Source organism: Metabacillus sediminilitoris, assembly GCF_009720625.1.
In the GTDB taxonomy this organism is placed as follows: Bacteria; Bacillota; Bacilli; order Bacillales; family Bacillaceae; genus Metabacillus; species Metabacillus sediminilitoris.
In genome coordinates, this window is record NZ_CP046266.1 from 3,412,946 (window position 1) to 3,436,869 (window position 23,924).

At 34.1% G+C, this 23,924-nt stretch carries 27 protein-coding genes and 1 other RNA gene; 8 read left to right on the forward strand and 20 right to left on the reverse strand.

Features of this window, described 5'->3' with window-relative positions:
• Positions 1 to 52 precede the first annotated feature (52 nt).
• From GMB29_RS16285 to GMB29_RS16320, 8 genes are all read right to left on the reverse strand, one after another.
• Complete coding sequence (locus tag GMB29_RS16285; protein WP_136351032.1) at positions 53 to 1,198, reverse strand: THUMP domain-containing class I SAM-dependent RNA methyltransferase; 1,146 nt, start codon at positions 1,196 to 1,198, stop codon at positions 53 to 55.
• A gap of 167 nt (positions 1,199 to 1,365) precedes the next feature.
• Positions 1,366 to 1,760, reverse strand: an RNA gene (gene rnpB, locus GMB29_RS16290) — RNase P RNA component class B.
• 70 nt (positions 1,761 to 1,830) lie between these two features.
• Positions 1,831 to 2,130, reverse strand: a complete 300-nt coding sequence (gpsB, locus tag GMB29_RS16295) for a cell division regulator GpsB (RefSeq protein ID WP_136351033.1) — start codon at positions 2,128 to 2,130, stop codon at positions 1,831 to 1,833.
• 96 nt (positions 2,131 to 2,226) lie between these two features.
• The gene (locus tag GMB29_RS16300) at positions 2,227 to 2,787 is read right to left on the reverse strand and encodes an SLOG family protein (protein ID WP_136351034.1); all 561 of its coding nucleotides are present in this window, start codon (positions 2,785 to 2,787) and stop codon (positions 2,227 to 2,229) included.
• A 190-nt stretch (positions 2,788 to 2,977) separates the two neighbouring features.
• On the reverse strand, positions 2,978 to 3,262 hold the full coding sequence (locus GMB29_RS16305) for a CotD family spore coat protein (RefSeq protein ID WP_136351035.1): 285 nt from the start codon (positions 3,260 to 3,262) through the stop codon (positions 2,978 to 2,980).
• A 311-nt stretch (positions 3,263 to 3,573) separates the two neighbouring features.
• Positions 3,574 to 4,821 carry a ribonuclease H-like domain-containing protein gene (locus GMB29_RS16310; protein WP_136351036.1) on the reverse strand — a complete coding sequence of 416 codons (1,248 nt, stop codon included), beginning with the start codon at positions 4,819 to 4,821 and terminating at the stop codon, positions 3,574 to 3,576.
• Entirely contained in the window at positions 4,818 to 7,097 is a 2,280-nt protein-coding gene (locus tag GMB29_RS16315; RefSeq protein WP_136351037.1) for a DEAD/DEAH box helicase, read from the reverse strand. Before GMB29_RS16315 ends, GMB29_RS16310 begins: the two co-directional genes overlap by 4 nt.
• 120 nt (positions 7,098 to 7,217) lie before the next feature.
• On the reverse strand, positions 7,218 to 7,721 hold the full coding sequence (locus GMB29_RS16320) for a PTS sugar transporter subunit IIA (RefSeq protein ID WP_136351038.1): 504 nt from the start codon (positions 7,719 to 7,721) through the stop codon (positions 7,218 to 7,220).
• Positions 7,722 to 7,888: 167 nt separating this feature from the next.
• On the opposite strand from GMB29_RS16320, the gene GMB29_RS16325 reads away from it, so the two are divergent.
• Entirely contained in the window at positions 7,889 to 8,362 is a 474-nt protein-coding gene (locus GMB29_RS16325) for an Hsp20/alpha crystallin family protein (protein ID WP_168733734.1), read from the forward strand.
• 48 nt (positions 8,363 to 8,410) lie between these two features.
• Here the strand turns inward: GMB29_RS16325 and GMB29_RS27755 are convergent, their stop codons facing one another.
• Positions 8,411 to 8,536, reverse strand: a complete 126-nt coding sequence (locus GMB29_RS27755) for a hypothetical protein (protein ID WP_264766582.1) — start codon at positions 8,534 to 8,536, stop codon at positions 8,411 to 8,413.
• Between the two features lie 120 nt (positions 8,537 to 8,656).
• Here GMB29_RS27755 and GMB29_RS16330 point away from each other — a divergent pair, with 120 nt between their 5' ends.
• From GMB29_RS16330 to GMB29_RS16340, 3 genes are read left to right on the forward strand one after another with little or no spacing between them, the layout of a single operon-like run.
• The gene (locus tag GMB29_RS16330) at positions 8,657 to 8,842 is read left to right on the forward strand and encodes a hypothetical protein (RefSeq protein ID WP_136351040.1); all 186 of its coding nucleotides are present in this window, start codon (positions 8,657 to 8,659) and stop codon (positions 8,840 to 8,842) included.
• A 5-nt stretch (positions 8,843 to 8,847) separates the two neighbouring features.
• Positions 8,848 to 9,096: a sigma-G-dependent sporulation-specific acid-soluble spore protein CsgA gene (locus tag GMB29_RS16335; protein ID WP_136351454.1), complete on the forward strand. Its 249-nt coding sequence runs from the start codon at positions 8,848 to 8,850 to the stop codon at positions 9,094 to 9,096.
• A gap of 20 nt (positions 9,097 to 9,116) precedes the next feature.
• On the forward strand, positions 9,117 to 9,377 hold the full coding sequence (locus GMB29_RS16340; RefSeq protein WP_136351041.1) for an Acb2/Tad1 domain-containing protein: 261 nt from the start codon (positions 9,117 to 9,119) through the stop codon (positions 9,375 to 9,377).
• Between the two features lie 260 nt (positions 9,378 to 9,637).
• On the opposite strand, the gene GMB29_RS16345 is transcribed toward GMB29_RS16340, so the two are convergent.
• Positions 9,638 to 10,102: a YppG family protein gene (locus tag GMB29_RS16345; protein WP_136351042.1), complete on the reverse strand. Its 465-nt coding sequence runs from the start codon at positions 10,100 to 10,102 to the stop codon at positions 9,638 to 9,640.
• A gap of 143 nt (positions 10,103 to 10,245) precedes the next feature.
• Here GMB29_RS16345 and GMB29_RS27080 point away from each other — a divergent pair, with 143 nt between their 5' ends.
• The gene (locus GMB29_RS27080; protein ID WP_168733735.1) at positions 10,246 to 10,410 is read left to right on the forward strand and encodes a hypothetical protein; all 165 of its coding nucleotides are present in this window, start codon (positions 10,246 to 10,248) and stop codon (positions 10,408 to 10,410) included.
• Between the two features lie 345 nt (positions 10,411 to 10,755).
• Here the strand turns inward: GMB29_RS27080 and GMB29_RS16350 are convergent, their stop codons facing one another.
• Both GMB29_RS16350 and GMB29_RS16355 read right to left on the reverse strand, forming a co-directional pair.
• The gene (locus GMB29_RS16350) at positions 10,756 to 11,118 is read right to left on the reverse strand and encodes a YppE family protein (protein WP_168733736.1); all 363 of its coding nucleotides are present in this window, start codon (positions 11,116 to 11,118) and stop codon (positions 10,756 to 10,758) included.
• Positions 11,119 to 11,155: 37 nt separating this feature from the next.
• A complete protein-coding gene (locus GMB29_RS16355; RefSeq protein ID WP_136351044.1) occupies positions 11,156 to 11,428 on the reverse strand; it encodes a hypothetical protein in 273 nt (90 codons plus the stop codon).
• Positions 11,429 to 11,602: 174 nt separating this feature from the next.
• On the opposite strand from GMB29_RS16355, the gene GMB29_RS27085 reads away from it, so the two are divergent.
• Complete coding sequence (locus GMB29_RS27085; protein WP_196305193.1) at positions 11,603 to 11,707, forward strand: spore protein; 105 nt, start codon at positions 11,603 to 11,605, stop codon at positions 11,705 to 11,707.
• A gap of 61 nt (positions 11,708 to 11,768) precedes the next feature.
• Here the strand turns inward: GMB29_RS27085 and GMB29_RS16360 are convergent, their stop codons facing one another.
• The gene (locus GMB29_RS16360) at positions 11,769 to 12,761 is read right to left on the reverse strand and encodes a DUF2515 domain-containing protein (RefSeq protein WP_136351045.1); all 993 of its coding nucleotides are present in this window, start codon (positions 12,759 to 12,761) and stop codon (positions 11,769 to 11,771) included.
• A gap of 134 nt (positions 12,762 to 12,895) precedes the next feature.
• Here GMB29_RS16360 and recU point away from each other — a divergent pair, with 134 nt between their 5' ends.
• Both recU and GMB29_RS16370 read left to right on the forward strand, forming a co-directional pair.
• Positions 12,896 to 13,486: a Holliday junction resolvase RecU gene (gene recU, locus GMB29_RS16365; protein WP_319941516.1), complete on the forward strand. Its 591-nt coding sequence runs from the start codon at positions 12,896 to 12,898 to the stop codon at positions 13,484 to 13,486.
• 79 nt (positions 13,487 to 13,565) lie between these two features.
• On the forward strand, positions 13,566 to 16,241 hold the full coding sequence (locus GMB29_RS16370) for a transglycosylase domain-containing protein (protein WP_136351047.1): 2,676 nt from the start codon (positions 13,566 to 13,568) through the stop codon (positions 16,239 to 16,241).
• A 37-nt stretch (positions 16,242 to 16,278) separates the two neighbouring features.
• Here the strand turns inward: GMB29_RS16370 and GMB29_RS16375 are convergent, their stop codons facing one another.
• From GMB29_RS16375 to dinG, 7 genes are all read right to left on the reverse strand, one after another.
• The gene (locus GMB29_RS16375; RefSeq protein ID WP_136351048.1) at positions 16,279 to 16,833 is read right to left on the reverse strand and encodes a YpoC family protein; all 555 of its coding nucleotides are present in this window, start codon (positions 16,831 to 16,833) and stop codon (positions 16,279 to 16,281) included.
• The gene (nth, locus tag GMB29_RS16380) at positions 16,823 to 17,488 is read right to left on the reverse strand and encodes an endonuclease III (protein ID WP_136351049.1); all 666 of its coding nucleotides are present in this window, start codon (positions 17,486 to 17,488) and stop codon (positions 16,823 to 16,825) included. The genes GMB29_RS16375 and nth overlap by 11 nt, the downstream gene beginning before the upstream one ends.
• Before the next feature lie 259 nt (positions 17,489 to 17,747).
• The gene (locus GMB29_RS16385; RefSeq protein WP_136351050.1) at positions 17,748 to 18,452 is read right to left on the reverse strand and encodes a DnaD domain-containing protein; all 705 of its coding nucleotides are present in this window, start codon (positions 18,450 to 18,452) and stop codon (positions 17,748 to 17,750) included.
• Between the two features lie 133 nt (positions 18,453 to 18,585).
• A complete protein-coding gene (asnS, locus tag GMB29_RS16390; protein WP_136351051.1) occupies positions 18,586 to 19,878 on the reverse strand; it encodes an asparagine--tRNA ligase in 1,293 nt (430 codons plus the stop codon).
• A gap of 171 nt (positions 19,879 to 20,049) precedes the next feature.
• Positions 20,050 to 20,556 (reverse strand): cell wall elongation regulator TseB-like domain-containing protein, encoded by a 507-nt coding sequence (locus tag GMB29_RS16395; RefSeq protein WP_136351052.1) that lies wholly within the window; start codon positions 20,554 to 20,556, stop codon positions 20,050 to 20,052.
• A gap of 15 nt (positions 20,557 to 20,571) precedes the next feature.
• On the reverse strand, positions 20,572 to 20,742 hold the full coding sequence (locus GMB29_RS16400) for a YpmA family protein (protein ID WP_136351053.1): 171 nt from the start codon (positions 20,740 to 20,742) through the stop codon (positions 20,572 to 20,574).
• Positions 20,743 to 20,951: 209 nt separating this feature from the next.
• On the reverse strand, positions 20,952 to 23,771 hold the full coding sequence (dinG, locus tag GMB29_RS16405; RefSeq protein WP_136351054.1) for an ATP-dependent DNA helicase DinG: 2,820 nt from the start codon (positions 23,769 to 23,771) through the stop codon (positions 20,952 to 20,954).
• Positions 23,772 to 23,924 lie beyond the last annotated feature (153 nt).

Consider the following 23,924-nt stretch of genomic DNA (forward strand, 5'->3'; position numbering starts at 1 on the left):
GAATGATGAACAGAATCCTACTAGTTTTTTTTACAAACATCTTATTGTTTTGTCAATCCTTATTACGCGGAGGACGTACATTAGACCAATATTGATAAAAATCAGTTTTGATAAAACCATTAAATAGTTTCCGTTTTTTTGTTGCTGGTTTTCCGTACAGCTCCTCAAAACCTTCATGAGAAGTAAGCATATAAATACTCCATGTATCCAATGGAGCAAATGCTTGACCCATCTCTTTATACATTTGCTCAACCGCTCTTTTTTCGCCCAGACGCTCACCATACGGCGGATTTCCGACAATGACACCGAATTCCTTTGTCGTTGTAAAATCCTTAACTTGCATTTGCTTAAAATTTATCAAATCACGCAATCCTGCTTCCTCTGCATTTGCTTCTGCGATTGAAATCATTCGATGGTCTATATCAGATGCTTGTATATCTAGAGGCTGATCGTAATTTGCTTTTTCTTCCACTTCCTGCCTTGCTAGATCCCATTTATCTTTTCCTATCCAATGCCAATTTTCCGAAGCAAATTCACGATTAAAGCCTGGAGCAATATTTTGACCGATAAGTGCTGCTTCCATTGGAATTGTACCTGATCCGCAAAACGGGTCAACAAATGGACGATCTGGTGTCCATCTCGTTAATAGAATCAGTGCAGCAGCGAGCGTTTCTTTTATCGGAGCTCCACCTTGGTTAATTCGGAAGCCGCGTTTATGTAATCCAGTACCGCTTGCATCAATCGTAATTGTGGCAATATCTTTTAATAGTGCAACTTCAATGCGGTAAAGTGGTCCATTTTCTGAAAACCAACCAGTTGTTTTATAATGTGTCTTTAATTTTTCTACAACCGCTTTTTTTACAATTCCCTGACAATCTGGCACACTTGCTAAAGTAGATTTTACTGATTTTCCAATAACAGGAAATTCTGCGTTTTCAGGTAAGTAATCACCCCAGTTTAAAGCTTTTGTTTTTTCAAATAGCTCATCAAAGGTTCTGGCGTGAAATTCTCCTACTTTAATTTTGATACGATCTGCTGTTCTCAACCATAAATTAGATCGGCAAATCGCTAATTCATCCGCTTCAAAAGTAACCTTGCCATTTTCAATCTTACAATCATATCCTAGATCCTTTACTTCTTTTCCGACAATCGCCTCAAGTCCCATTGCCGATGTTGCAATAAGTGATAGCTTTTTCATTTTTTCACCCTACCTAACGTATGTTTCATAAATTCCTTTAGTAAGACTTATGTGATTTATCTATCATCATTGTCTAATTTACTATGATCTAACCTTAAAATATGTAAATGAAAAGGGGCTGATTACATCAGCCCCTGTCGCATTGAATTTCATACTGATTAATAACGTTCGATAAGCCATGTTTTGTGCCTTCGTACTGCAAACGGCAATGCCTCGTACTCAGGTGGTAATCATCTATCTACAGAAGTATTAAAATACCTCTGTCCTCCTCTTCGTTCAATTCCTCCAAGAAGGTGCCCCTACCATTATTTGGGTTTCTCGCTCGTGGGGTTTACCCCGTTCCACTCTTACAATTTCTTGTAAGACTCCGTCACTGTGGCACTTTCAAGGTATTCAAGCCATATCCGAAGACTTAGGCTTTTTCCCTGCCGTCAGCCGAGCAAAAAGCTCGATCTGCCCTAGCTTATGATTTCGCTAGGCACGAACACTACGGGCATCTCAGCACCGTGCGAGCATGGACTTTCCTCTACAACCCTAAAGATTGCAGCGATTACCTGAACGTCATTAATGAAACAACAAAACTAAGTATACATAAAATTCTTCAATAAAACAAGTGTAAAAAAAAGGAATAATCAGTCGAACAGTTTACTTCCAAATACATGTTTCTCTAAATTTGATAATCGTTTTAAAATATCGAAATTTGTTGTGTTCGTTTGAACAGGTTGCTGTTTTTTATATGTATCATCTAATTGTTTTTTCAAACGAAGGTTTTCTTGTTGAAGATCTTCAATTTCTTGATGGAATGTTTCATAATCTTTTATAATAAGATCTAAAAACTTGTCAACTTCCTCTTGTTTATATCCTCTTACACCTGATTTGAATTCTCTTTCTAGTATTTCCTTAGCCGTTAATTTAATTTTATCCGAAAGCATATTTTTCACCTCATCATAGCGAAATCATCAATCTATATTTTTTCAGAAATCTTACAAATTGTCAATTTCAACTACATTAGAATGTTTTTACATAAATCACCAATAATCTTCATTTTTCATATTTTCTTCTTCTACAATCACTTGTATATCGGAAAAAGCGAGTAGAGAAATAAAGAAATCTGTCGATTCTTGTTTTTTTCTTGCTGCTTCTAATAAATATTTTGGTGAGCCTTGAGTTTCTTCATCATAAAGGAGGAGAAGCCCATCACTTTTTCGAAGGAGAAATTCATTTTTAAGTTTAAATTGTAACGGGCTTTCATATTCCCTTTTTGTAATACTATCAACAAAATCAGCCTGTGATAAAATAAACTCATAATATTCTTTATTTGTTTCATTCCATTTACTTTCTTGATTCAGAAATGGCGTTAAAATGGCGAGTTTAATATCTGGATATTGAAGCTGCAGATCAAAAACGACTTCAGCTGCCCATAATTCTACACCCATCTGTCCACTTATGATTACCCATTCCAGCCCATTTTCAACATATTCTATTAATGATTTCTCGATTGCCTTTTTTATATAGTGTACTGCTTGATCATCATTTTTAAATATTCCTAATTCAAATGATTTATAACCAGAGATTGTTAATACCTTCACATTTATCTCCTTAACCTCATAAAAAATCGTTTTTATTGCTATATATTACGTAAGAAACATGAATTTTTGGGCGGTTATTTCCTTTTGCAGCTCCTGTAATTCTTGTTCGCTAATACTCAAAGTAAACAGTTAATCCGCATACACTATGTTTAACAAAAAGGAGCTGAAGGATCAGCTCCACTCTTAAAAACTATCGACCAAATGGTCCAAAGCCAAATCCTGGACGAGGTCTTGGACCTCCGAAACCACCAAAACCTGGAGTTGGTTGGCCATACACATTAAAGTGTTGATGTGTTACTTCGTTCTCAACTGATTGAGTTTGCGGGAAATAGTGTTGGTGCTTATAAAAATCATGGTTTACAATAGTTGTGTGTTGTGGATGGATATGTGGCACGATTGTTTCAGCATAATTATTTTGAACACAACATTTAGTAGGGTGTACGATAGGTGCTAATACTTTTGGTCTACAATGCATAATTATTCTCCTTTCCATCAATATCTAGCTTACACTTCTAGCCTATGATGAAAGGGATATACATGTACTAATGCAAGTACCTAATTTTTATAAAAACGCATAGAAACTGTCTTTAAAGTTTGTCAAAATAAAAATGGTTAAAACAACAACGATGAAAAATAAGTAAAAAATACTTTTGTACACGGTTTTCTTCTCCCTCTACATTGTTTATACAACGCCCTATTTTACATCGTTCTCCACAAATCTACAATCGTTATCTTGCATAATTAAAAAAATTCATAAATTCTTAAGATTTTTGGCGAATCTCCTCATTATTTGCGCTTACCCGGGGAATATTTCCTCTTCAATCTAGCCATTCGTTTTTCTATTTCATCCACCTGAGAACTGACAGAGATATGATCACTTTCTTTAAACCTATTATAGACAAGAACACTATAGTGAAGCGCCTGTTCAAAGTCTCTTTTCTTATGTTCATAATATTTAGCTAATTCGATCATTGACTTTCTTACAATCACCTCGTTTCTTGATGATTGAATGATCTCCTTCCATGCTGAAATAGCTTCATTCCATTCCTTATGTTTTTTATGATGAATAGCAAGTGCAAATTTCGCCTCAAGCTTATTTTCAGATCCCTTTTCCATTAAAGATTTGTACGCATGTATAGCTGATTTTTCATCACCTACATATTCTAACCATCTAGCAATTTCAAAATGTTCAGCATCAGATGCCTCGTTATCTGTTTTTAATATCTTTAATGATAAATGGATATATAGTGTGATTAGTGATAAAACATCAATTTCATTATGTTTTAAAACACCCATAATAACCTCTGGTTTTTGATCTTTTACAAACTGAAAATAAATCATAGGAGCTAAAAAGCCTGGTACATCATTTTCACGAGAAATATGAAGAATTTCTTTTTCAACATTTGCAAGACGGACTGATTCAAGCTCATTCTTCCAAAGCCTTCTAGCTGCGTGGAACAAATCAAAATGTCCGAAGGCCGGAAGACTAGGAACTGATTCTCGTATTAATGTATGGCGAGTTTTCACCTGCGGCCAGTCAAAAGCTTTTCCGTTATATGTGACAAGTGTTTTACTATTAATACCTTGAAGAAAACTTTGGTATAAAGCAACCTCATTACCTGGCTTAGGTAATAAATGCTGCTTCACAACAACACGATCTGGGAAAACCTGGGCTTGACCCAATAAAAAAATGGTGTTCCCTGCTCCTCCTCCGAGTCCAGTCGTTTCAGTATCAAAGAAAAATAGTTCATTTGCACGATGACCTTTACATGATAATGGGTGCGACAAGTCACTCTCGTTCCACAACGATACAATGGAATGAAATTCACCAAGTTGATAAAGTCCATGCTGGTATTCAAGTGGATAGGTAACTTCCCTAATGATACAGTGTTGGCCATCGTAAGAATAATTGGTTGATTGATGATCATTCCATAAAGGGTCTACACATTTATGATCGTCTAATTCCTTCATAGAATTATGTTCTTCTCTTACTACATGCTTTTTTAAACGATTTAATTTATTTTTTAATGTCATATTGATTCATCCTTTAAGCTTTTAAGAAGAAGAAGGGTATCATTTTTTATAGAATTTGAGATACTTTCAGTCCCAATACATGAAGGACACCCTTCAAGACATGGACATTGTGATAATAAATTTATTGCCTCATATAGGACGGAATCCATTGTTTCATAGATTTTTTTTGCCAATCCGACTCCTCCGGGATATCGATCATATAAGAAGATGGTAGGCTTATTATTATGGACAGATTTTATTTGGGCGATAACATGTAAGTCAGAAGGATCACACATTACTTTTAATGGCCCGACATGCTGAAGAACATGTGCTGCCCCAATTAATGATTCCTCAAGACGTTTTCCTGACATTTTGGACTTTAAGTTACCGTGTAAACTCATCCATGCAGCATTTGTATGCAGCTCTTCCTCAGGTAGATAAATCGGTCCGGATCCTATGTTTTCGTGTGTGTCAAATTTTATCTTTTTAAAAATTGTTGCCATTGCTTGTACTGTTACATCACCAAAACCATATACAGTATTTTCTTTTTCTTGTAATAAATCCTCTTCAAGAACTTTCAGTTGTACAGCTAAATTTGCATCTGTGAAATAATCAACATCGACTTCTCTTACAAACGCCTTTTTTTCTTCCCAATCAAGCTTTTCCACCTGAAATTGAACGCCTTGATGTAAATAAATCGCTTCATCATGAAGGAGTGTCATCGCACTAAATCGATCCATTTCTCCGATTACTTTTACATGTGCAATATTGGTTTGATCAATAATAATCACATTTTCTTGTGATGCTGAACGAAGGCTAATATTATGGGCAGGAAATGAATCATTCATCCAATGATAGGTGTGATCATTATAATATAACACTCGCTCTTCTGCTAAAAACTGTAAAATATCCTCTAACTCTAATCCATCAAACGTATCACCATCTTTAAAAGGAAGCTCAAATGCAGCACATTTTAAGTGATCTACGAGTACGACTAAATTTTCTGGATTAATAATCGCCGTTTCAGGATTTTGATCGAAGAAATAACGAGGATTTTGGATGATGTACTGATCAAGCGGGCTTGAACTTGCTACCATTATGATGACAGCCTCGCCCTGTCTCCGGCCTGCCCTGCCTGCTTGCTGCCAAGCACTTGCAATTGTCCCTGGATAGCCTGTCATAATGCAAACTTGAAGCCTGCCGATATCAACACCAAGTTCCAGGGCATTTGTACTAACAACACCCAGCACCTCTCCATTTCGTAAACCTTGTTCGATTTCTCGTCTTTGTTTCGGTAAATATCCACCACGGTAGCCGCGAATTGATTTTTGCTTAAGCTCATTTTTTATCAATTGCTGTAAGTACGTTAAAATAATTTCAACCCTCACCCGACTTCGAGCGAATACGATTGTTTGAATTTTATTTTTAAGAAATTGACCAGCTAGCTTTCGGACTTCTAGTGTTGCACTTTTTCTAATATTTAAAGGTTTGTTTACAACTGGGGGATTATAAAAGATAAAGTGTTTTTTACTAGATGGCGCTCCATTCTTAGAGATAAGCTCCATTGATGTACCTGTCAGAGTTTCAGCTAATTCCTTTGGATTAGCTATTGTTGCCGAGGTACATATAAACTGTGGGTTACTTCCGTAAAATGCACAAATTCGTTTTAAACGTCTGATGACATTTGCAACATGACTCCCAAATATTCCTCTATAAATATGAAGTTCATCTATAACAATGTATTTTAAGTTTTCGAACAGAGATACCCATTTGGTATGATGCGGTAATATAGCTGAATGAAGCATATCAGGATTTGTAATTACAATATGTCCTGCTTTCCTGACTTTTTGACGAATCGAAGGTGAAGTATCACCATCATATGTATATGAATTTAATTGAACACCCATCTCAGATATGATTTCATTCAGTTCGGATTTTTGATCTTGAGCTAAAGCTTTTGTTGGAAAAAGATATAATGCCCGACTATTTTCATTATTCAAAATTTGTTGTAATACAGGTAAGTTATAACATAATGTTTTCCCTGATGCTGTAGGTGTAACAGCAACAAAATGTGAACCGTTCTTTGCGAGCTGAAAAGCTTCATCTTGATGTGTATATAATGCCGTAATACCTCTCGATTGCAAAGTTGTTTTCAATCGTTTGTCTAACTCAGACGGTAATTTTACGAGATCAGCTTCTTTTGGTGGTATTGTATGCCAATGAACAATTTGTTCACTATATTCTTGGTCATTTTTTAAAGAATCAAGTAAATTTGATAATGATTTTCTAAATTCCATCTTTATACAACCTCATTTCCTCGACCTAAGATCGTATAATCTATTTTATCGAATAAACGTTCGTAAGGAAAGAGGTATAATTTGTATCAAAAAAAGCAGAAAAATTTCTGCTTTTTTCATTTATTTTATTTGGACACCAAATATTTGTGAAGAGCCTTTTAACACATCATCAGTGGTAGTTGCTTTATCGATTTTATCTACGATGTCCGAATTCGTGATGATGATAGGAGTAATTGTACTTGCTGCTTTTTCTTTTATTAAGGAAAGGTTTGCCGTAATTAATTTGTCACCAACTTGGACTTTCTGTCCCTCATTAACATGTACTTCAAAACCCTCACCTTTCATATTTACTGTCTCAAGTCCAATATGAATGAGCAACTCAATCCCAGTTGCTGCTGAACGAAGTCCAATTGCATGCTTCGTGTGAAAAATTTGAATAACTTGTCCATCTATAGGAGCTACAATCGTCCCTTCAGTCGGTTCAATTGCCATTCCCTCTCCCATTAATTTTTGAGAAAAAACAGGATCTGGTACTTCCTCAAGGTTTAATAGCCTTCCTGTTAATGGAGCTGTAATTGATTCCTCTGTTACCTTTTTCTTTTTGTTAAAAAATGATTTAATCATATAACCGCCTCTTTTCGTGAAACTCTTTTTATTTTTAACTTACCCCTTCACTTTCCTTTAAAACGAAAATTCATTTCTTAATCTTTAGAACAAGTTAGTATATTTAACCTTTTTTCTAACTCTTCATATAATAATTTTAAATGATTCATGATAAGGAGGCTATAATTTTGCGTAAGAAAAATGATTTAATTAAGCAAAACACTCAACAACAAAGTGAGCAGCTTGATTTTTTTCAAATTGTCGATCAGTTTTTCCGCTCGGAGCCTTTACAGCAATTTATGAATGAATTTGATACGATGATTACAGATTCTTTTCCACACCACCATATTAATGTTAATACCTTTGAAACAGATAAAACATGTGTCATCAATTTAAAAATTCCTCCAGTAAAAAAAGAACAAATTAAACTCGAGCTTTTTGATCAGTATTTAACAATTTCAATTACAAATCGTGAAGAAATAAAAGAATTCAATGAAAATTCTTCGACATTTAGAAATTTTACATCCCTCGATAGCATATCAAGAACAATTCTACTCCCTTATTCGGTAAAAGAACATGACATAAAAACGAAATTTAAAAAAGGCTTATTAACAGTCACTATTCCTAAAAAGGCAAAGAAAATTCTTATCGATGAAGATTGAACATAATCATCACCACATATTGTAAAGGGTCAGACGAAGAGTCTGACCTTAGCTGTTTTTATGTGATTTACTTCCATACTTTGGATTTTCTTCTGGGGTTGGATCTTTAGCTAAATCTTTTGCTGATGTTGTTACGTCGTTTTTTTGAATTTGCTTTTGCTTATTTACACCCATAAAATCACTCCTCAAATATATGATTTCACATTAGGTGAAAAAAATGACTAATAAAAAAAACCAAATATTAACGTGAGAGAAAAAGTTATCACATCAAACACTATAATTGGAGGTGTGAAAATGGATAAACATAAAATAGAGCTGCCTGACTTTAATGAACTAACAGATCGTATTATAGCGGAGCCAACATCATCCCCTACTCTTGTGATAAAAACAAATTTAGATCAAGAAAATAACGAAAAAGAAAATCCTTATGCAACGAATAGGAATTCTTCAACAAGATTTAAAAACTTTTTTAAGGACTGATGGACATGGATTTTACAATTGGATATTTAATTGAATCTTTATCTAATTATGATAGAAGCTCTGTTGGTAGTAGAATCAGCAAGAAAATAGAAAAAGGGCAATTTAACTCAGAGAAGGATTTTGTCCTAGCACTTGATGAGGAAGAAATTCAATTTTTAAACAATATTTTACCAGATGAAATTAAATACGCATTTGATGAACAAGACTTTGTAAGAGGTAATCAGTTAAATGAAGTTTATGAATTGTTAATCTAAATTTTCAAATGGAGGCTTTCATGAATAGAAACAGTAATCATTACATCAATATCAAATTCCAAACAGGAGCAATTGATAAAGAAGGGGTTAATGGCTGTCAAGTTGAAGACGTAATTAATGTCCTTGTTGAAAAACTAAAATCCCATCAAAACGGAGAGTTCGCTTGTCCTGAAAATTCAATTGCCATCACCAACTTACAGAGTGCTAATTATGCACTTCGTGTAAGAAAAGAACGAATGGAGGATAAACAATTAGGATATGAGCATAATGAAACCTTTTAGCACAAAGAAATTTTCTAATACTGATGTGAATGAAGTCAAACGCTTAAATGCAAAATCTGGATTATCCTATAATGAAGTCAAACAATTACTGGAATCCAATTTTAAAAAGAGTATACGGTAAGTATTCTTTTCTAATTACCCTGTCTAAAAGATCATGTCTTTTTCACATAATGACGGGCGGTAACCCACCACCTTTGCTTCGTGATCTACTAAGCATATTGGAGGGTATTACTGCCCGTGTATAAAACATAAATTATGAATTACTTAAACATTGAGGTCACTCCTTTAAAAAGCCCCCCCATTTGGTTTACAGCACTCATCATTTGTCCTGCAGTGTCCATCATCTTATTAATATCTAGTTGCCCATCTGATTTCTTGAATTGTGAAATGACCGATTGAATTCCCGTAGGCTGTTGTTTAAAATTTGGCGCTGGTTTTGGATATGGTGTCGGATATGGTGTATTTACAAATTGCCCATTTATATTACTACCATTTCCATAATAGGGCTGAAACGAATTTTGATATGGTTGTTGATATACTTGTTGAAATGGTTGCTGGGGCTGGTATTGGTTTTGGAACGAATGTTGTAACATAGAAGGGTGCTCATTTTGCGCAAATTGTTGAAATGACGGCTGTTCATATGGATTAATAGATGAAAAAGGCTGATAAAATCCATTTTGACTTCTTCTTGGTCTTCTATGAAAAATTGGATATTGCTGATTCAATTTTCTTCCTCCTTCCAATAATCGGAACCTTGGTTGTTTTTACTATATGATGTAAATGCCCATCTGGTGAAACAATTGAATACATGTTTGTGTGTGAATTTGCTCATATTAGAAGTGTAACAATTAAAGGAGGTTTTTCGAGCATGGCTAGAGGAAAACATTTTAATCATAAAGAACGAGGACATGAACCAACAATTCCAAAACATGGTCAACAGGTTGTAGAAAAGAAAATAGAACATTTAGGATATGCTATTGAACCGGTTGCAAGCGAAAATCAAGCTCCTGTGACAGTTAAAGTCGAGAAATAAGAATATAATAATTGAATTAATATATGTAAAGGTACCTTTCAAATATATAAACGTCTACATTTTAAAGACATATGTAAGGGAAACACATTCGATTCACAGTGTGTTTCCTTTCGTGTAAAAATCAGTATCAAGACTATTACAAAGTTAACGAAAAACAATCCTCCTTGGAATACATGGAGAATTTCCCCTCTTATAACCTTGAAGGACAATACCCGTCGTTTAGCTGGAGAATTGTCCTTTATAATTGAAACACTGAGATTGATCAACGGATATAAGGAAAAGTGAAATAAATGCTAACTTACTTTATCATTTTTCCTTCAATAGTGGTTATCTAGAGTTTGAACGTCAAAGCACGTCATCAATTTCAGCAAGAATACTTTTAATTATATATTCGACAGAATGATGTAAATTGTGAAATCTTTGCTTATTAATATCTTTATAAAAAGATTGCAACACAATTTGTTCAATATTTTCAATTGTTGATTCAATTTGTGAAAGATGGATATATTTAGGTTTTCGATTCTTTACCCATGCTTCAGCTAAGGGTTTCCATTTATTCGCCTGATTCATGACCAACTCAAAAGCAGGTCTTACTTCTTTATAAAATAAAGCTTCTGTTTTTTCTGGTTTTTGAATAATTTTTTCAAATCTATCTTTACATTCATTTAATTGTTGCAGAAGATCTTTTGATGTTGAAATTAGATTCATGAAGTTCACCTCAGATCTAATCATATCAGATACAAATTTATTTCGCATATTTTAGATTTGTTGCTATAAAAGGAAAGCAGGAAGCATGAAACTGATTATTATCATTATTTAGATGTGCTTCTCTATCCCTATCAACTCTAGAAATCATTTCTGTTAGCTGCTTGTCAATTTGAAGTGCATCTTCCTCTAATTTCATCTCCATTTTTTGAGTCGAAATTTTCTCTAAAAAAACACCTTCAAGTGCAAAAAGTTCTTGTTCTAATTCAGCTAATTTTCCTACGATTACACTCTTTTCAATGATATTTTTCATCTTTCTCCCTCCTCTTTATGCTACTAATTCTCTGAATAAATTTGATTACCTTCCCACTTGACAAAAGTAGTTTCTATTCGTCAAAGAAAGTGAAAAAAAGCATTCTTCGACATTTCTTATTACTTGAATGAAACAAAAAGGTTTGAACAAACTATTTACTAGGAGGTGCTAAAAATGGCAAAAAAACCAAAAGGCAAACAACAACAAACAACTGAAGAAAAAGGTCGCTTCACGACTGGAGATAAAAAATTAGATGGGCCTAATCGTCCATCAACTTAATCACCGTTTTAAAAATTTTATTTTAGTACGAAAAAAGCAAGGACATTGTCCTTGCTTTCTTTTAACCATTCCTCCAATATTCTTGCAGCAATGTGAGTAAATGCAATTGATCTTGTTTATGCTTGAACCACTCAGTTAATTCATAATGATTAGGTACTTTTTTCTCCTTAAACCACTTTTCTGTATCTTGACCATGAAACCAATCTTTTCTATTTTCGTCTATTGAATGTGAAACCATTGGATAACTCGTCCGTAATAAAGGTGTTTCTCTTTTTCGAAATTCGGGAAAATATCGTTCGTAATCATATCGCGAGCCTGTATGTGGAACAGATTTTGAAAACGTAATAAATTGATCATATAAACCTGCTGAAAATAATAACCATGCCAGCTGTTTTCCAAGCTCAATTCTATTTTTTAAATGATTAAATTTTGAAACTGAAAAACCGAACAATTTACCGCTTAAAATTGGAAATACGACTGTACTAAAATGGAATCGATCCTGAATCTTATATGGTATCGTTTTAAACACTTTGTCTTTATATTTTTTGTTATCTATAACCGGGTTTTGTATAATGTTTTGTTCATTTATGATAAGTGCTGTCAATAATCGCTCTGTTTGATCTTCTTGCCAAAATCGAGTCCATTCTATTTCCATAAAATGAGATACTTGAAAGGCATTTAATAAATAAAATAAAGGTTTATTACGTTTTTTTGACCACTCATACAGCAGAAGTTGTGGGTATGCATCCTGAAAGATTGTCCAATTTGCATGTTCATAGGTCATAAACAGCAGGCTTCTTTGCTCAATACTTAAAGCTTTTCTAAGCCATTTTCCTTGTAAATCTGTCATGCTCCACCCTGCATTCCTTGAAACCATGCTAGCTAGATATGCCCATTTAATTTCGGGATGTCGAAAATAAAAATCTTCATATGCCTTTGTCCTAGATATATTGTCATAATTTTTATTATTTGTCGTATTAACTATATGTGAGACGATTTCGTCATCGTTGGGTTCCAATGTAGCCAAATCTAATCGTTTTTTTTTGATGAACATGACTTCACCTCATATTCTGTATCGTCTCCAACTTGAAGAAAATGTACACATTTACAAAATTGAAACTTTTTTATCATCTCTTTCTTGATATTTTTGATATGATAAGTGTAGTTTTAGTTAGGAGGTAAAGTATGATTTTTCATTACCCGAATGGAAAGCCTTATCAGCCAAAGGCACAAGTGGAGCAAAAAAAACAAAAAACACTTACATATAGCAATCGAGGTATGATACTTGAAGATGATCTAAATGAAACAAATAAATATTATTTAGAAAATAACCTTGCCGTTATACATAAAAAGCCAACACCTGTTCAAATCGTCAATGTTGATTATCCAAGAAGAAGTGCTGCTGTCATCAAAGAAGCCTATTTTAAACAAAGCTCAACAACTGATTATAATGGCATTTATCGCGGGAAATACATTGATTTTGAAGCAAAGGAAACAAAAAATAAAACGTCATTTCCTTTGCAAAATTTTCATGAACATCAGATTGTTCATATGGAAAATGTCTTACATCAAGGTGGAATCTGCTTTGTTATTTTATCAGCATTTAATGAAATTTATTTTTTAGAAGCACAGCACCTCTTAACATTTTGGAAACGTCAAGAAGCTGGTGGAAGAAAATCATTTACGTATAATGAACTAATTGAAATAGGATACAAAATTCCGTTAGGGTATCAAGCAAGGATTGACTATCTAAAAATTATCGATAAACTATATTTTTAAGGTATTTTCCTTATAAAAATTTTGGAAACTTATAATAACCCTTTTTATTTAAAGGCCTATTATGAAAGGTTGGTAGTATATGTCTGAACAATATACGAGTCGTGAAGAAAGAAAAAAACAACAGGCTCAAAAATCTGCAAATAATAAAAAACCAAAAAAGAAAAAATTAAATAAGTCTGCACCATTGTGGAAGAAGATTCTTTTAACTTTACTTGCAATTGGTATAGTTGGTATGGTTGCAGGCGGAATTACATTCGCAGCGATTGTAGCCGGTGCTCCACCATTAGATGATAAAAAACTTAAGGATTCATTCTCTTCTAAAGTTTACGATATTAATGGCGAGGAAATTACTGAGTTTGGTCAAGTTAAACGGACGTATACCCCTTATGAAGATATTCCTAAAGTTCTTGAAGATGCCGTTCTTGCAACTGAGGATGCACGTTTTTATGAGCATAGCGGTGTTGACTTTATCCGCTTAGGCGGAGCATTAGTAGCGAATCTACAAGAAGGATTTGGAGCTGAAGGCGGCAGTACGATCACTCAGCAGGTTATTAAAAACTCACTTTTAACGACAGATAAGACGATTACACGTAAAGTTCAAGAAGTATGGTTAGCCTTTCAATTAGAACAAAAATATTCAAAACAAGAGATTCTGGAAATGTATTTAAATAAAATTTACTTTGCAGGTAATATTTATGGTGTTGCCCAAGCTGCTGAGTCATTTTATGGAAAAGAATTAGGTGATCTAGAGCTCCATGAGGCTGCAATGATTGCAGGTATGCCACAAAGTCCTAATAACTATAACCCTAGAACAAGTCCAGAAAAAGCTGAAAAACGAAGAAATATTGTTTTATCATTAATGGCTAAGCATGGTTTTATTACAGAAGCTGAGGCAAATGAAGCAAAAAAAGTACCAGTACAATCCACTGTTGTTGAACCAACAGAAAAAGCCAATCCATACCATGCATTTGTCGGCGAAGTTATTGAGGAAATAAAAGAAAAAACCGATATTGATGCAGGTTCAGCAGGATTAGAAATCTATACTACATTAGATCCTGAGGCACAGGATACGGTAGAAAATGTTCTAAATGGTGATGAAATTGAATTTCCTGATGAGGAACTTCAAGCAGGTATTGCCTTAGTCGATACAAAGACAGGTGAAATTCGAGCACTTGGCGGCGGCCGCAATCAGCCGGTAGGAGGATATAATTATGCAACAGATACGAAACGTCAGCCAGGATCTGTTATAAAGCCTGTACTGGATTATGGTCCGGCTATCGAACATTTAAAATGGTCAACTTACAAGCAAATCACTGATGCACCATATTCTTACAGTGATGGTACTCCTATTAACAACTGGGATAGAAGTTATAAGGGTGAAATGTCAATTCGTAATGCTTTAGCTGATTCAAGAAATATTCCAGCTGTAAAAGCAATACAAGAAGTTGGTTTAGAAAAAGCTCAGAAATTTGCTCAGGGCCTTGGCATTCCACTTGATGAAATATATGAATCATATGCGATCGGCGGATTTAATGATGGTGTTTCCCCTCTGCAAATGGCTGGTGCTTTCAGTGCCTTTGGTAATAATGGTATTTTTATCGAGCCGCATACGGTTAAGAAAATTGTCTTAAGTGATGGAACAGAAATTAGTCTTGCACCTGAGCCAGAAGCTGCAATGAGTGATTATACAGCGTTTATGATTACTGACATGATGAAATCAGTTGTTGAATATGGTACTGGTAAATCTGTCAATTCGCCTCCAATTAATATTGCAGGTAAAACTGGTACAACAAACTTTACTCCAGAGGATAAAGCAAAATACAATGTACCTTCTGGAGCAGCCAAAGATGCCTGGTTTGTCGGTTATAATCCAAACTATACTGCAGCAGTCTGGACTGGATACAATATTTCGAAAGATAGTGATAAGGTGTATTTAGATTCTTCTGATCAAAGACTTGCACGTGCTATTTTTAAAGAAGTCTTTACTACTGTAGCAGAAGGAGATACATCAGATTTCGAACAACCTGATAGTGTAGTTAAAAGAGCAGTAGAAATAGGTTCGAGTGAGGCTGTATTAGCAAGTGACTATACTCCTTCAAGTAAAATAAGGTATGAATATTTTGTAAAAGGTGAAGAGCCTAAAAAGGTTTCAAAGAAATACGAAAAGCCTGAAAAGCCTAAGAAACCTTCAAATTTAAATATTAACTATGATCAAGTTTCAAATACAATTACAGTAAATTGGAGTCATGATCAAGATGTTACATTTGAGGTAAGTCAATCTACAGATGAAGGACCTTACAATGTCGTAGCAAACTCTAAAAATACCTCGTATCAGGTAGGTAATGTTATCCCTGGAGCCATATACACATTCCAAGTCGTGGCAGTAAGTGCTGAAAATACTCGAAGCGATGCTGCTGCAACGAAAATACAGGTACCTGAGCCAGAGGTAGACGTTCCAGAGCTCCCTGTTGAAGAAGGTCAAGGTGATGATGTACAAAATGGTGAAGATCAAAATGATGATCAGAACGAGAACGAGAACGAAAACGAGAATGAAAATGGCAACGGCAATGGGAATAGCAATGGAAATGGAAATGAAAATAATAATGGTGGTAATGGCAACGGAGAAAACCAAGAAGATACAGAAAATGAGGGTGATACAGAACAAACTCCGCCTTCAACTGAAGCTACTACCCCACCTCAAAACAACGCTGGTAAAGAGGATGAGGAACAACAAAATAATAATGATGGAGAATAAGAATTGTAACTCTCCACTAATAATTAAAAGGGATTACTCAAGACGAGTAATCCCTTTTTAACTTTTTAATTGCTTGTTTTTTAAAATAAGATTTTTCAAGTTCAGCAAATAATTGATCTAATTGTACAAAGGAATGGTATTTCATAGGGTTGCTAAGTACAAATGTTAAACGTTCTTCACAATTAATCGGCGTTATTTGTAATTCTGAAATCCGCATATTTTTCACTTTCAAAGTGGGAACAGATGATTCATTCATCCAGAATAGACAAACAATAAATAATGAAAGGCTTTGAATGATTACACTCTTATTTTGTGTGCTGCCTCTTTTTTTATATCCTTCATAAACTTCAGGTTTAAGTTCTTTCCATTGCTTTAATATAATTGGAATGGTTTTATCTAAATTTCTCCATGGTTCCTCAACCAACTGACTTTTTATAACCTGCAGCATATCATAATATAAAGGTTCCTTTTTGATGATTGTCGCAAATTCTAACCCATCTTGAAAAACTGCAAATGTTGAGTCAATATCAAAAAATGGTTGGATTAGAAATGATTCTGGAACTAGAAATTCATCATTTTTATTATTTAGCATTAGTAGATATTACCTTTTTCATCCGCTTCTGTCCTTCTCTACATAAGTGTAAAAGTGGACAAATTTCACATTTTGGAGATTGAGCTTTACAATGATATCTGCCGAAAAAAATCATTCTATGATGTGTTTGTGACCATTCTTCTTTTGGAATTTTTCTCATTAATGTTTTTTCCACTTCTAAAACTGAATCCTTCCAGCGACAAATTCCTAATCGTTTGCTAACTCTTTCTACATGTGTATCAACTGCAATCGCAGGTTCACCAAATGCTACCGACATAACAACATTAGCTGTTTTCCGGCCAACACCAGCAAGTTTAGTTAATTCTTCATGTTGATTTGGAACCTGACCATTATATTGTTCTAAAAGCGTTTCACAGAGACGGCGGATATTTTTCGCTTTATTGCGATACAAGCCAATGGACCTTATATCTGATTGTAATTCCTCTAATGAAACAGCAAGGTAATCTTCTGGTGTTTTATATTTCTGAAAGAGATTTTTGGTCACTTTATTTACAAGTGCATCTGTACATTGAGCGGATAATGCAACAGCAATAACAAGTTCAAATGGATTAGCATGAATTAATTCACAATGTGCATCAGGAAACATTTGTTCAAATGTATCTAAACATTCTCGAATTTGAATTTTCGTTAACATATTATCACCTTCTAATATTCGCCAAAAAGCGAGACTTTCATTTGTAGGGTTTCTTTTAGCCCTACTAATGATTGCGTACTTATCACGCTTAGAATGCCACCTTCATGTGTTTTCGGCTTGACAAGTCGTTGTTGGCCCCCTTGGTACTTCGTCTGATCTTTACTGGCAGTCCTCCCTCCCCTTATTAGCTTTGATTCACCAAAATCAAGGGTATTGGTTTTACTACCTGTTTTAATGAGATTAAAAAGAGAGCTAAACGCTAGCTCTCGAGCCAATTATAAAACGGAACTTTTCGTTTATACTCATCTTGATGTACTTGTTGTGTAGAAGCATTACTTTGATTCTGTCGGAATTTTTTAGCATGATTTCGTGCTTGATCAATGGTACGAATCCCATTCTTCTTCCATTCAAAAAGAATTCTATCGATATAGCGAAAGTTCAATTTCCCTGACATGACTGCTTCCCTTAAAGCAGCTTTAATAATAACAGGATCATAATCCTCTTGATCAATCCAAATAGCTAATGTTTCACACTCAAATGGTGACAATGGTCTGCCAAATTCATTTTCAAATATTGTATATAAACTTTCGTCCTCTTGCTTACTTTGTTCCTGTGCTTTTATTTGATTTTCTTGAGTTAAATAGGAATATAACTTGTTCCAAAGCGGTTTTAAAGAGTAATTTTCATAAAGAATGGTATTTGCTTCACATTCTTCAATTGTTAAAAAACCTCTTTGAATTAAGCTTCTTAAGATAGACGTACAATCTGAAGTTGAGATTGACATGTGTTCGGAAAGCTCAGTTGGAGTAGGAAATTGATTACCAATTTGTTTAAATTTCCTTACTTGGAGGATCATCATAAATTCCTCTTCATTTAAGCCTAACTTGGCATAGTAATTAAATAAAATAACTGGTATTGAGACACTTCCAGTTTCTTGCATATAAATAAATTGGTCTTTATTCATCAAACACACCTCACCTTCAAGTATAACATGACCACTCCGCTCATGTATAAAATCAATCTGGGTTATTTTTTTCCAAAACATAAAAACGGCTCTTTATGAGCTATAAAAGCTATTAAGAGCCATTTTCATTATATTATGGATATAGTCTGTTTAATAAACGTGGAAATGGTATCGTTTCTCGAACATGTTCTACACCGCTAATCCATGCAACTGTTCGTTCTAGTCCAAGACCAAAGCCTGAATGTGGAACAGATCCATATTGTCTTAGCTGTAAATACCAATTATAAGCTTCTTTATCTAACTTATGATCATCTAAACGCTGCTTTAGTAATTCAGCGTCGTGAATACGCTCAGAGCCACCAATAATTTCACCATATCCCTCTGGTGCAATTAGATCTGCACATAAAACAACATCTTCACGTGTTGAATCTGGTTGCATGTAGAATGGTTTTAAGCTTGTAGGATAATGAGTGATAAATACCGGTTTATCATAAGCTTCTGCTATTGCTGTTTCATGTGGGGCTCCAAAATCATCCCCCCACTTAATTTCCGTAAATCCTTTCTCGTGAAGGAATTTAATCGCATCGTCATATTTGATACGTGGAAATGGCGCAACAATCTTTTCTAATTTAGATGTATCTCTACCTAAGGTATTTAATTCTAAAGAACAGTTTTTAAGAACACTTTGAACGATATATGATACATATGATTCCTGAACTTGTAAATTATCCTCAAATTCATAAAAGGCCATTTCAGGCTCAATCATCCAAAATTCAATTAAATGACGACGAGTTTTTGATTTTTCTGCTCTAAATGTCGGTCCAAATGAAAAAACTTTTCCTAGCGCCATTGCAGCTGCTTCCATATAAAGCTGGCCACTTTGCGAGAGGTATGCATCCTCATCAAAATATTTTGTATGGAAAAGCTCTGATGTTCCTTCAGGAGCACTCCCTGTTAAAATTGGCGGATCAACTTTCACAAAGCCTTCTATATTAAAGAACTCGTATGTAGCCCGGATAATTTCATTTCTAATTTTCATCACAGCATGTTGACGTTTTGAACGCAGCCATAAATGACGATGATCCATTAGGAATTCAGTACCGTGTTCTTTAGGTGTGATAGGATAATCAACAGATTCAGATATCACCTGAATATTTGTAATCCCTAACTCATATCCGAAAGGTGATCTTTCATCTTTACGGACAATTCCTGTTACATATATAGAAGTTTCTTGTGTAATCGATTTAGCTTGTTGAAAAATGGTTTCATCAACTTCAGCTTTTACAACAACACCTTGAATAAATCCAGTTCCATCTCTTAGTTGTAAAAATGCAATTTTACCGCTTGATCGTTTGTTTGCCAGCCAAGCACCAATCGTCACTTCTTTACCAACAAATTTTCCTACTTCTGCTATTGTAGTTTTCACTATTGATTCCCTCCAAAGCTCGGATGTCTTAAACATGTATGTATAAACCATTTATTATTATACTTTTTTTAGATTTGAAAGAAAGTATAAGTGTATTATACTTTCTTTTTATGTCTAGCTCCAGCACTTGCTCATTATGACAATAATAAAGGCCTCATTCCTATTCTCTTTCTATGAGTCCTTTTTATTTTTTATAGCCATGTGTTTAATAATTTCTCCATCATAAAAGTTTACAAAATCAAATGTATAGCGATCAGACTGATCTCTATACTTTACTTCCCAAATTGGAATCCCTTCATCCATTCCTAAATTCACACCAACGATTTCTAATGGATTGTATTCTTGATTCACCTTTGATATAGCTTGTTTCGCTGTTATTCCTGAAGACTGTTTTTTAATTGTTACATCTTGATTCTTGTTCGTTTGTGGAACCCATATATATACCTTTTCATCTTTTTTATTCACTCCTGAAACGACATGATATTTTATATGACCATAAAACGTATCAATTGCATCAATAGAGGACAAATTTCCTTTTTCTGTTGCTAGCTGCTTTGTTTTTTCATGTCCATCAAGATATTGTTCTCTTGCAGAATGATAAGCAGAAGTGAATACCCATACAGCAATTACTACAATGGCCGCGATTACGATGAATGTTATCGATGTTTTTTTGCCCATTACATCCAACTTCCTTTAAGTACGATAAATTGTAAATACAGCTTTATTTTTGTCTTGTTGATCAAGCGCTAGACCAAACATTAGATCATTTCGTTTTAATGTTCGATTTAACAAGTCAACAATCTTATATAAGTCATCTGAATGCTCAACAGTAACTGATGATAATATTTCTATTTTACTTTCCAAAACATTTTCCTCCATAATGAAACAAATTTTGTAACTTATATGTCTGATAAGTCTGGACACAATAACAGTACAACAACATTATCATTTGTTGTACCTTGATCCAATTTACATGTGTAAACACTTAATGCGTGATAATAAAATTTCTCCTAACTCACACCATTCGGCTGATTCAACCATGAATGAAGTTGAATCAGCCATTTTTTAATACATTACTTCATCCATTCTTCAATTGAATGTGTTAATAAATGCATTGGTTTATTTTCAATGTCAATATTGGGAATAGAGTCAAGAAATGCTCTCCCATATTTTGTCGTTACAATTCGATTATCTAAAACGAATAATATACCTTTGTCAGATTCCTTTCGTATCAAACGTCCAAAGCCTTGCTTAAATCGCAATACAGCTTCAGGTAGAGAGTAATGATAAAAAGCATTTATCCCATTCTCTTCTAATTGTTTGCTTTTTGCTTCAACAATAGGCTCTTCAGGTGAGGCGAATGGCAACCTAACAATCATTAATGCATTTAGTTCATCCCCAGGGAAATCAATACCTTCCCAAAAACTATTTGTACCTAATAATATTGCCTTTTCAAATTGTCTAAAGTTTTTTGCTAACCTTGAACGACTGCCACTTCCCGTACCCTGCCCCATTATAATAAATTCATCTAATGTTTCATCCTCTTTTAAAAGTTGATATGTTTTTTTAAGCATTTCATACGATGTAAATAATACAAGAATTTTCCCATCAGTTATTAGTGCCAAACTGCCAATATTGGCTGCTACCGCTTCTGAATATTCATCAAGCGTTACTTCATTTACAAGAGGCATATCACTTGGAATAAACATCTTAACTTGATTCTTAAATTGAAAAGGTGATGAAAGCTGCAGTTGTTTTGGATAAAAGTCTGTTAGACCCAACGCTTCAACTATATAGGAAAAAGATTTATTTACTGTTAAAGTAGCTGATGTTAAGATAACGCTTTGTTTATTTGCAAAAAATTTATCCGCTAGAAAATCAGATACTTGAAGAGGCTGAGCATAAAAGGTCACGGCGTTTTTTGCACCTTTTGAATCAATCTCGATCCACGTAACGACAGAATCATCTACCTCAAATAGTAAATACTCTATCTTATCTTTATATTCTTTAAGAAGGGTAAACATTTTTTGGAAATCTTCATAAATGATTCTATTTTTTATGGAAATATTCCCCTTTCTTTGCCCCAAATCAAACAAAGATTTTTCCATCAACACTAGTAGATCATGAATGGTAAACTTGATTCTTTTTGCAAGTTCTAGAAAGGAGTCCCATGCTCGATTATTTTCCCTCTCCGTGTGATATTTATAAGATGTACGATTGACATAAACCCCTTTTCGTCTGTTAAAAACATAAGAATGAATACCTGAGAAAAATTGATGGCATTCTTCCTGTAACTGGTTAAGAAAAGGGTCCATTTCTTGAAGAGCTAATAGTTTCTGTTCACCTAATTCTTCCGTTAAACGGGCAAACTTTTTTATTATTCCATTTGACGAAAATGTACCTAGACGTGTGATAGTACTGTGAAAATCTAGATATGAAATTTTAACACCTAATTGTTCACCAGCAACTCGATGGAAATGATGTGCTTCATCTATAATGATTTCATGATGTTCAGGTAAATATTTTTGTTCCCGCAAAATATCTGATAATAGAATTGAATGATTTGTAATAATGAGATTCGCTTTTAACGCATTGTCTTTAGCACGATTATAAAAACACACGTTCGAAAATGGGTTTTCCATTAATGAAGACCGATCCACATGCAGTTGATTCCACAATACATTACCGCCGGATGGAAGGTTTAATTCTTCAAAATCACCGGTTTCTGTCTCGGTTAACCACATAAGAAGTTGAGCCTTTGACAGAATAAAATCATAATTATCGTCTTGCTCTTTTAATGATTGTTCGAATTTTTGCAAGCATAAATAATGATTCATTCCTTTTAAGATTGTTGCGGTGAAACCAAAAGGGAATAGCTTCTTAAGATTTGGAATATCACGTTCAAACATTTGTGACTGCAGATTTGTTGTATATGTGCTTACAATCACAGGTCTTTGTTCTTGTTTAGAAAATAAAATTGCTGGAACCAAATACCCAATTGTTTTTCCACTACCTGTTCCAGCTTCAACTAAAAAATGTTGATGTGTATGTAAAGCATCGTTTATTTCTTTCATCATATCTATTTGTTCTGTTCTTACATAGTAGGAAGGAATGATGTTACTTAATTCTCCTTTCCTATTTTGAAAAAGGTCGATCATCTCTTCTACATGAAACTGATCTTTGCTCCACTCATTATTTTTATCAAGATTATCTTTAAGTACTTTTTTTATTGCTAATGATCTAATTGTGTCTAAATCTTTTCTATTATGCTGTTGTTTAATAGTAAGTAATTTTTGTGAAATCATCTCTTCGAAAATTTCTTCAATATCACTTATGAAAGATCTTGATAACTTTGTTATTTGCTGAAGGGTAATAATCGGTAAATTCCTAAATTTTTCACAAATACGTAATAATAGCAGTGCTGTTACTTCTGCATCACTATCCGCACGGTGCGGATTTTCATGAACAAACTTAAATTCATCACTAATATCTGATAATTTATAGCTTTTTTCAGTTGGAAATGCTACTCTTGCTAATTCAACAGTATCTAGAATTGGACCAGTAAATTGAAACCCGCAATTTATCATTTCTTCTTGTAAAAATGATAAATCAAAATAAACATTATGCGCAACAAAAAAGGAATCAGCTAATAATGAGTTAAGGTCTTTGGCAATTTCTTCAAAGGTTGGCGCGTTATCAACCATCTCATTTGTTATTCCTGTTAATTGTTCAATAAATAAAGGAATACGTTGTTTTGGATTAACAAAGCTCATATAGCGGTCTACAATTTGTCCTTCTTCGATGACAACTGCAGCTATTTGAATGATTTTGTCGCCCTTTTTTGGGGAATTTCCTGTAGTTTCTAAGTCAATTACTACAAATCGTTGCTTCATTTGTGACACCTCTATTATTTAAAAAGCACAAGCGCCTTGAACTTGATGATATGGACTGTAGGAACCATTAAGAGTTAGGTGCTTAGCCAGACATAAAACGAAATGAAATAAAATTATATCTTATCTAGTGAGAAAAGGTAAATAATAATTTTT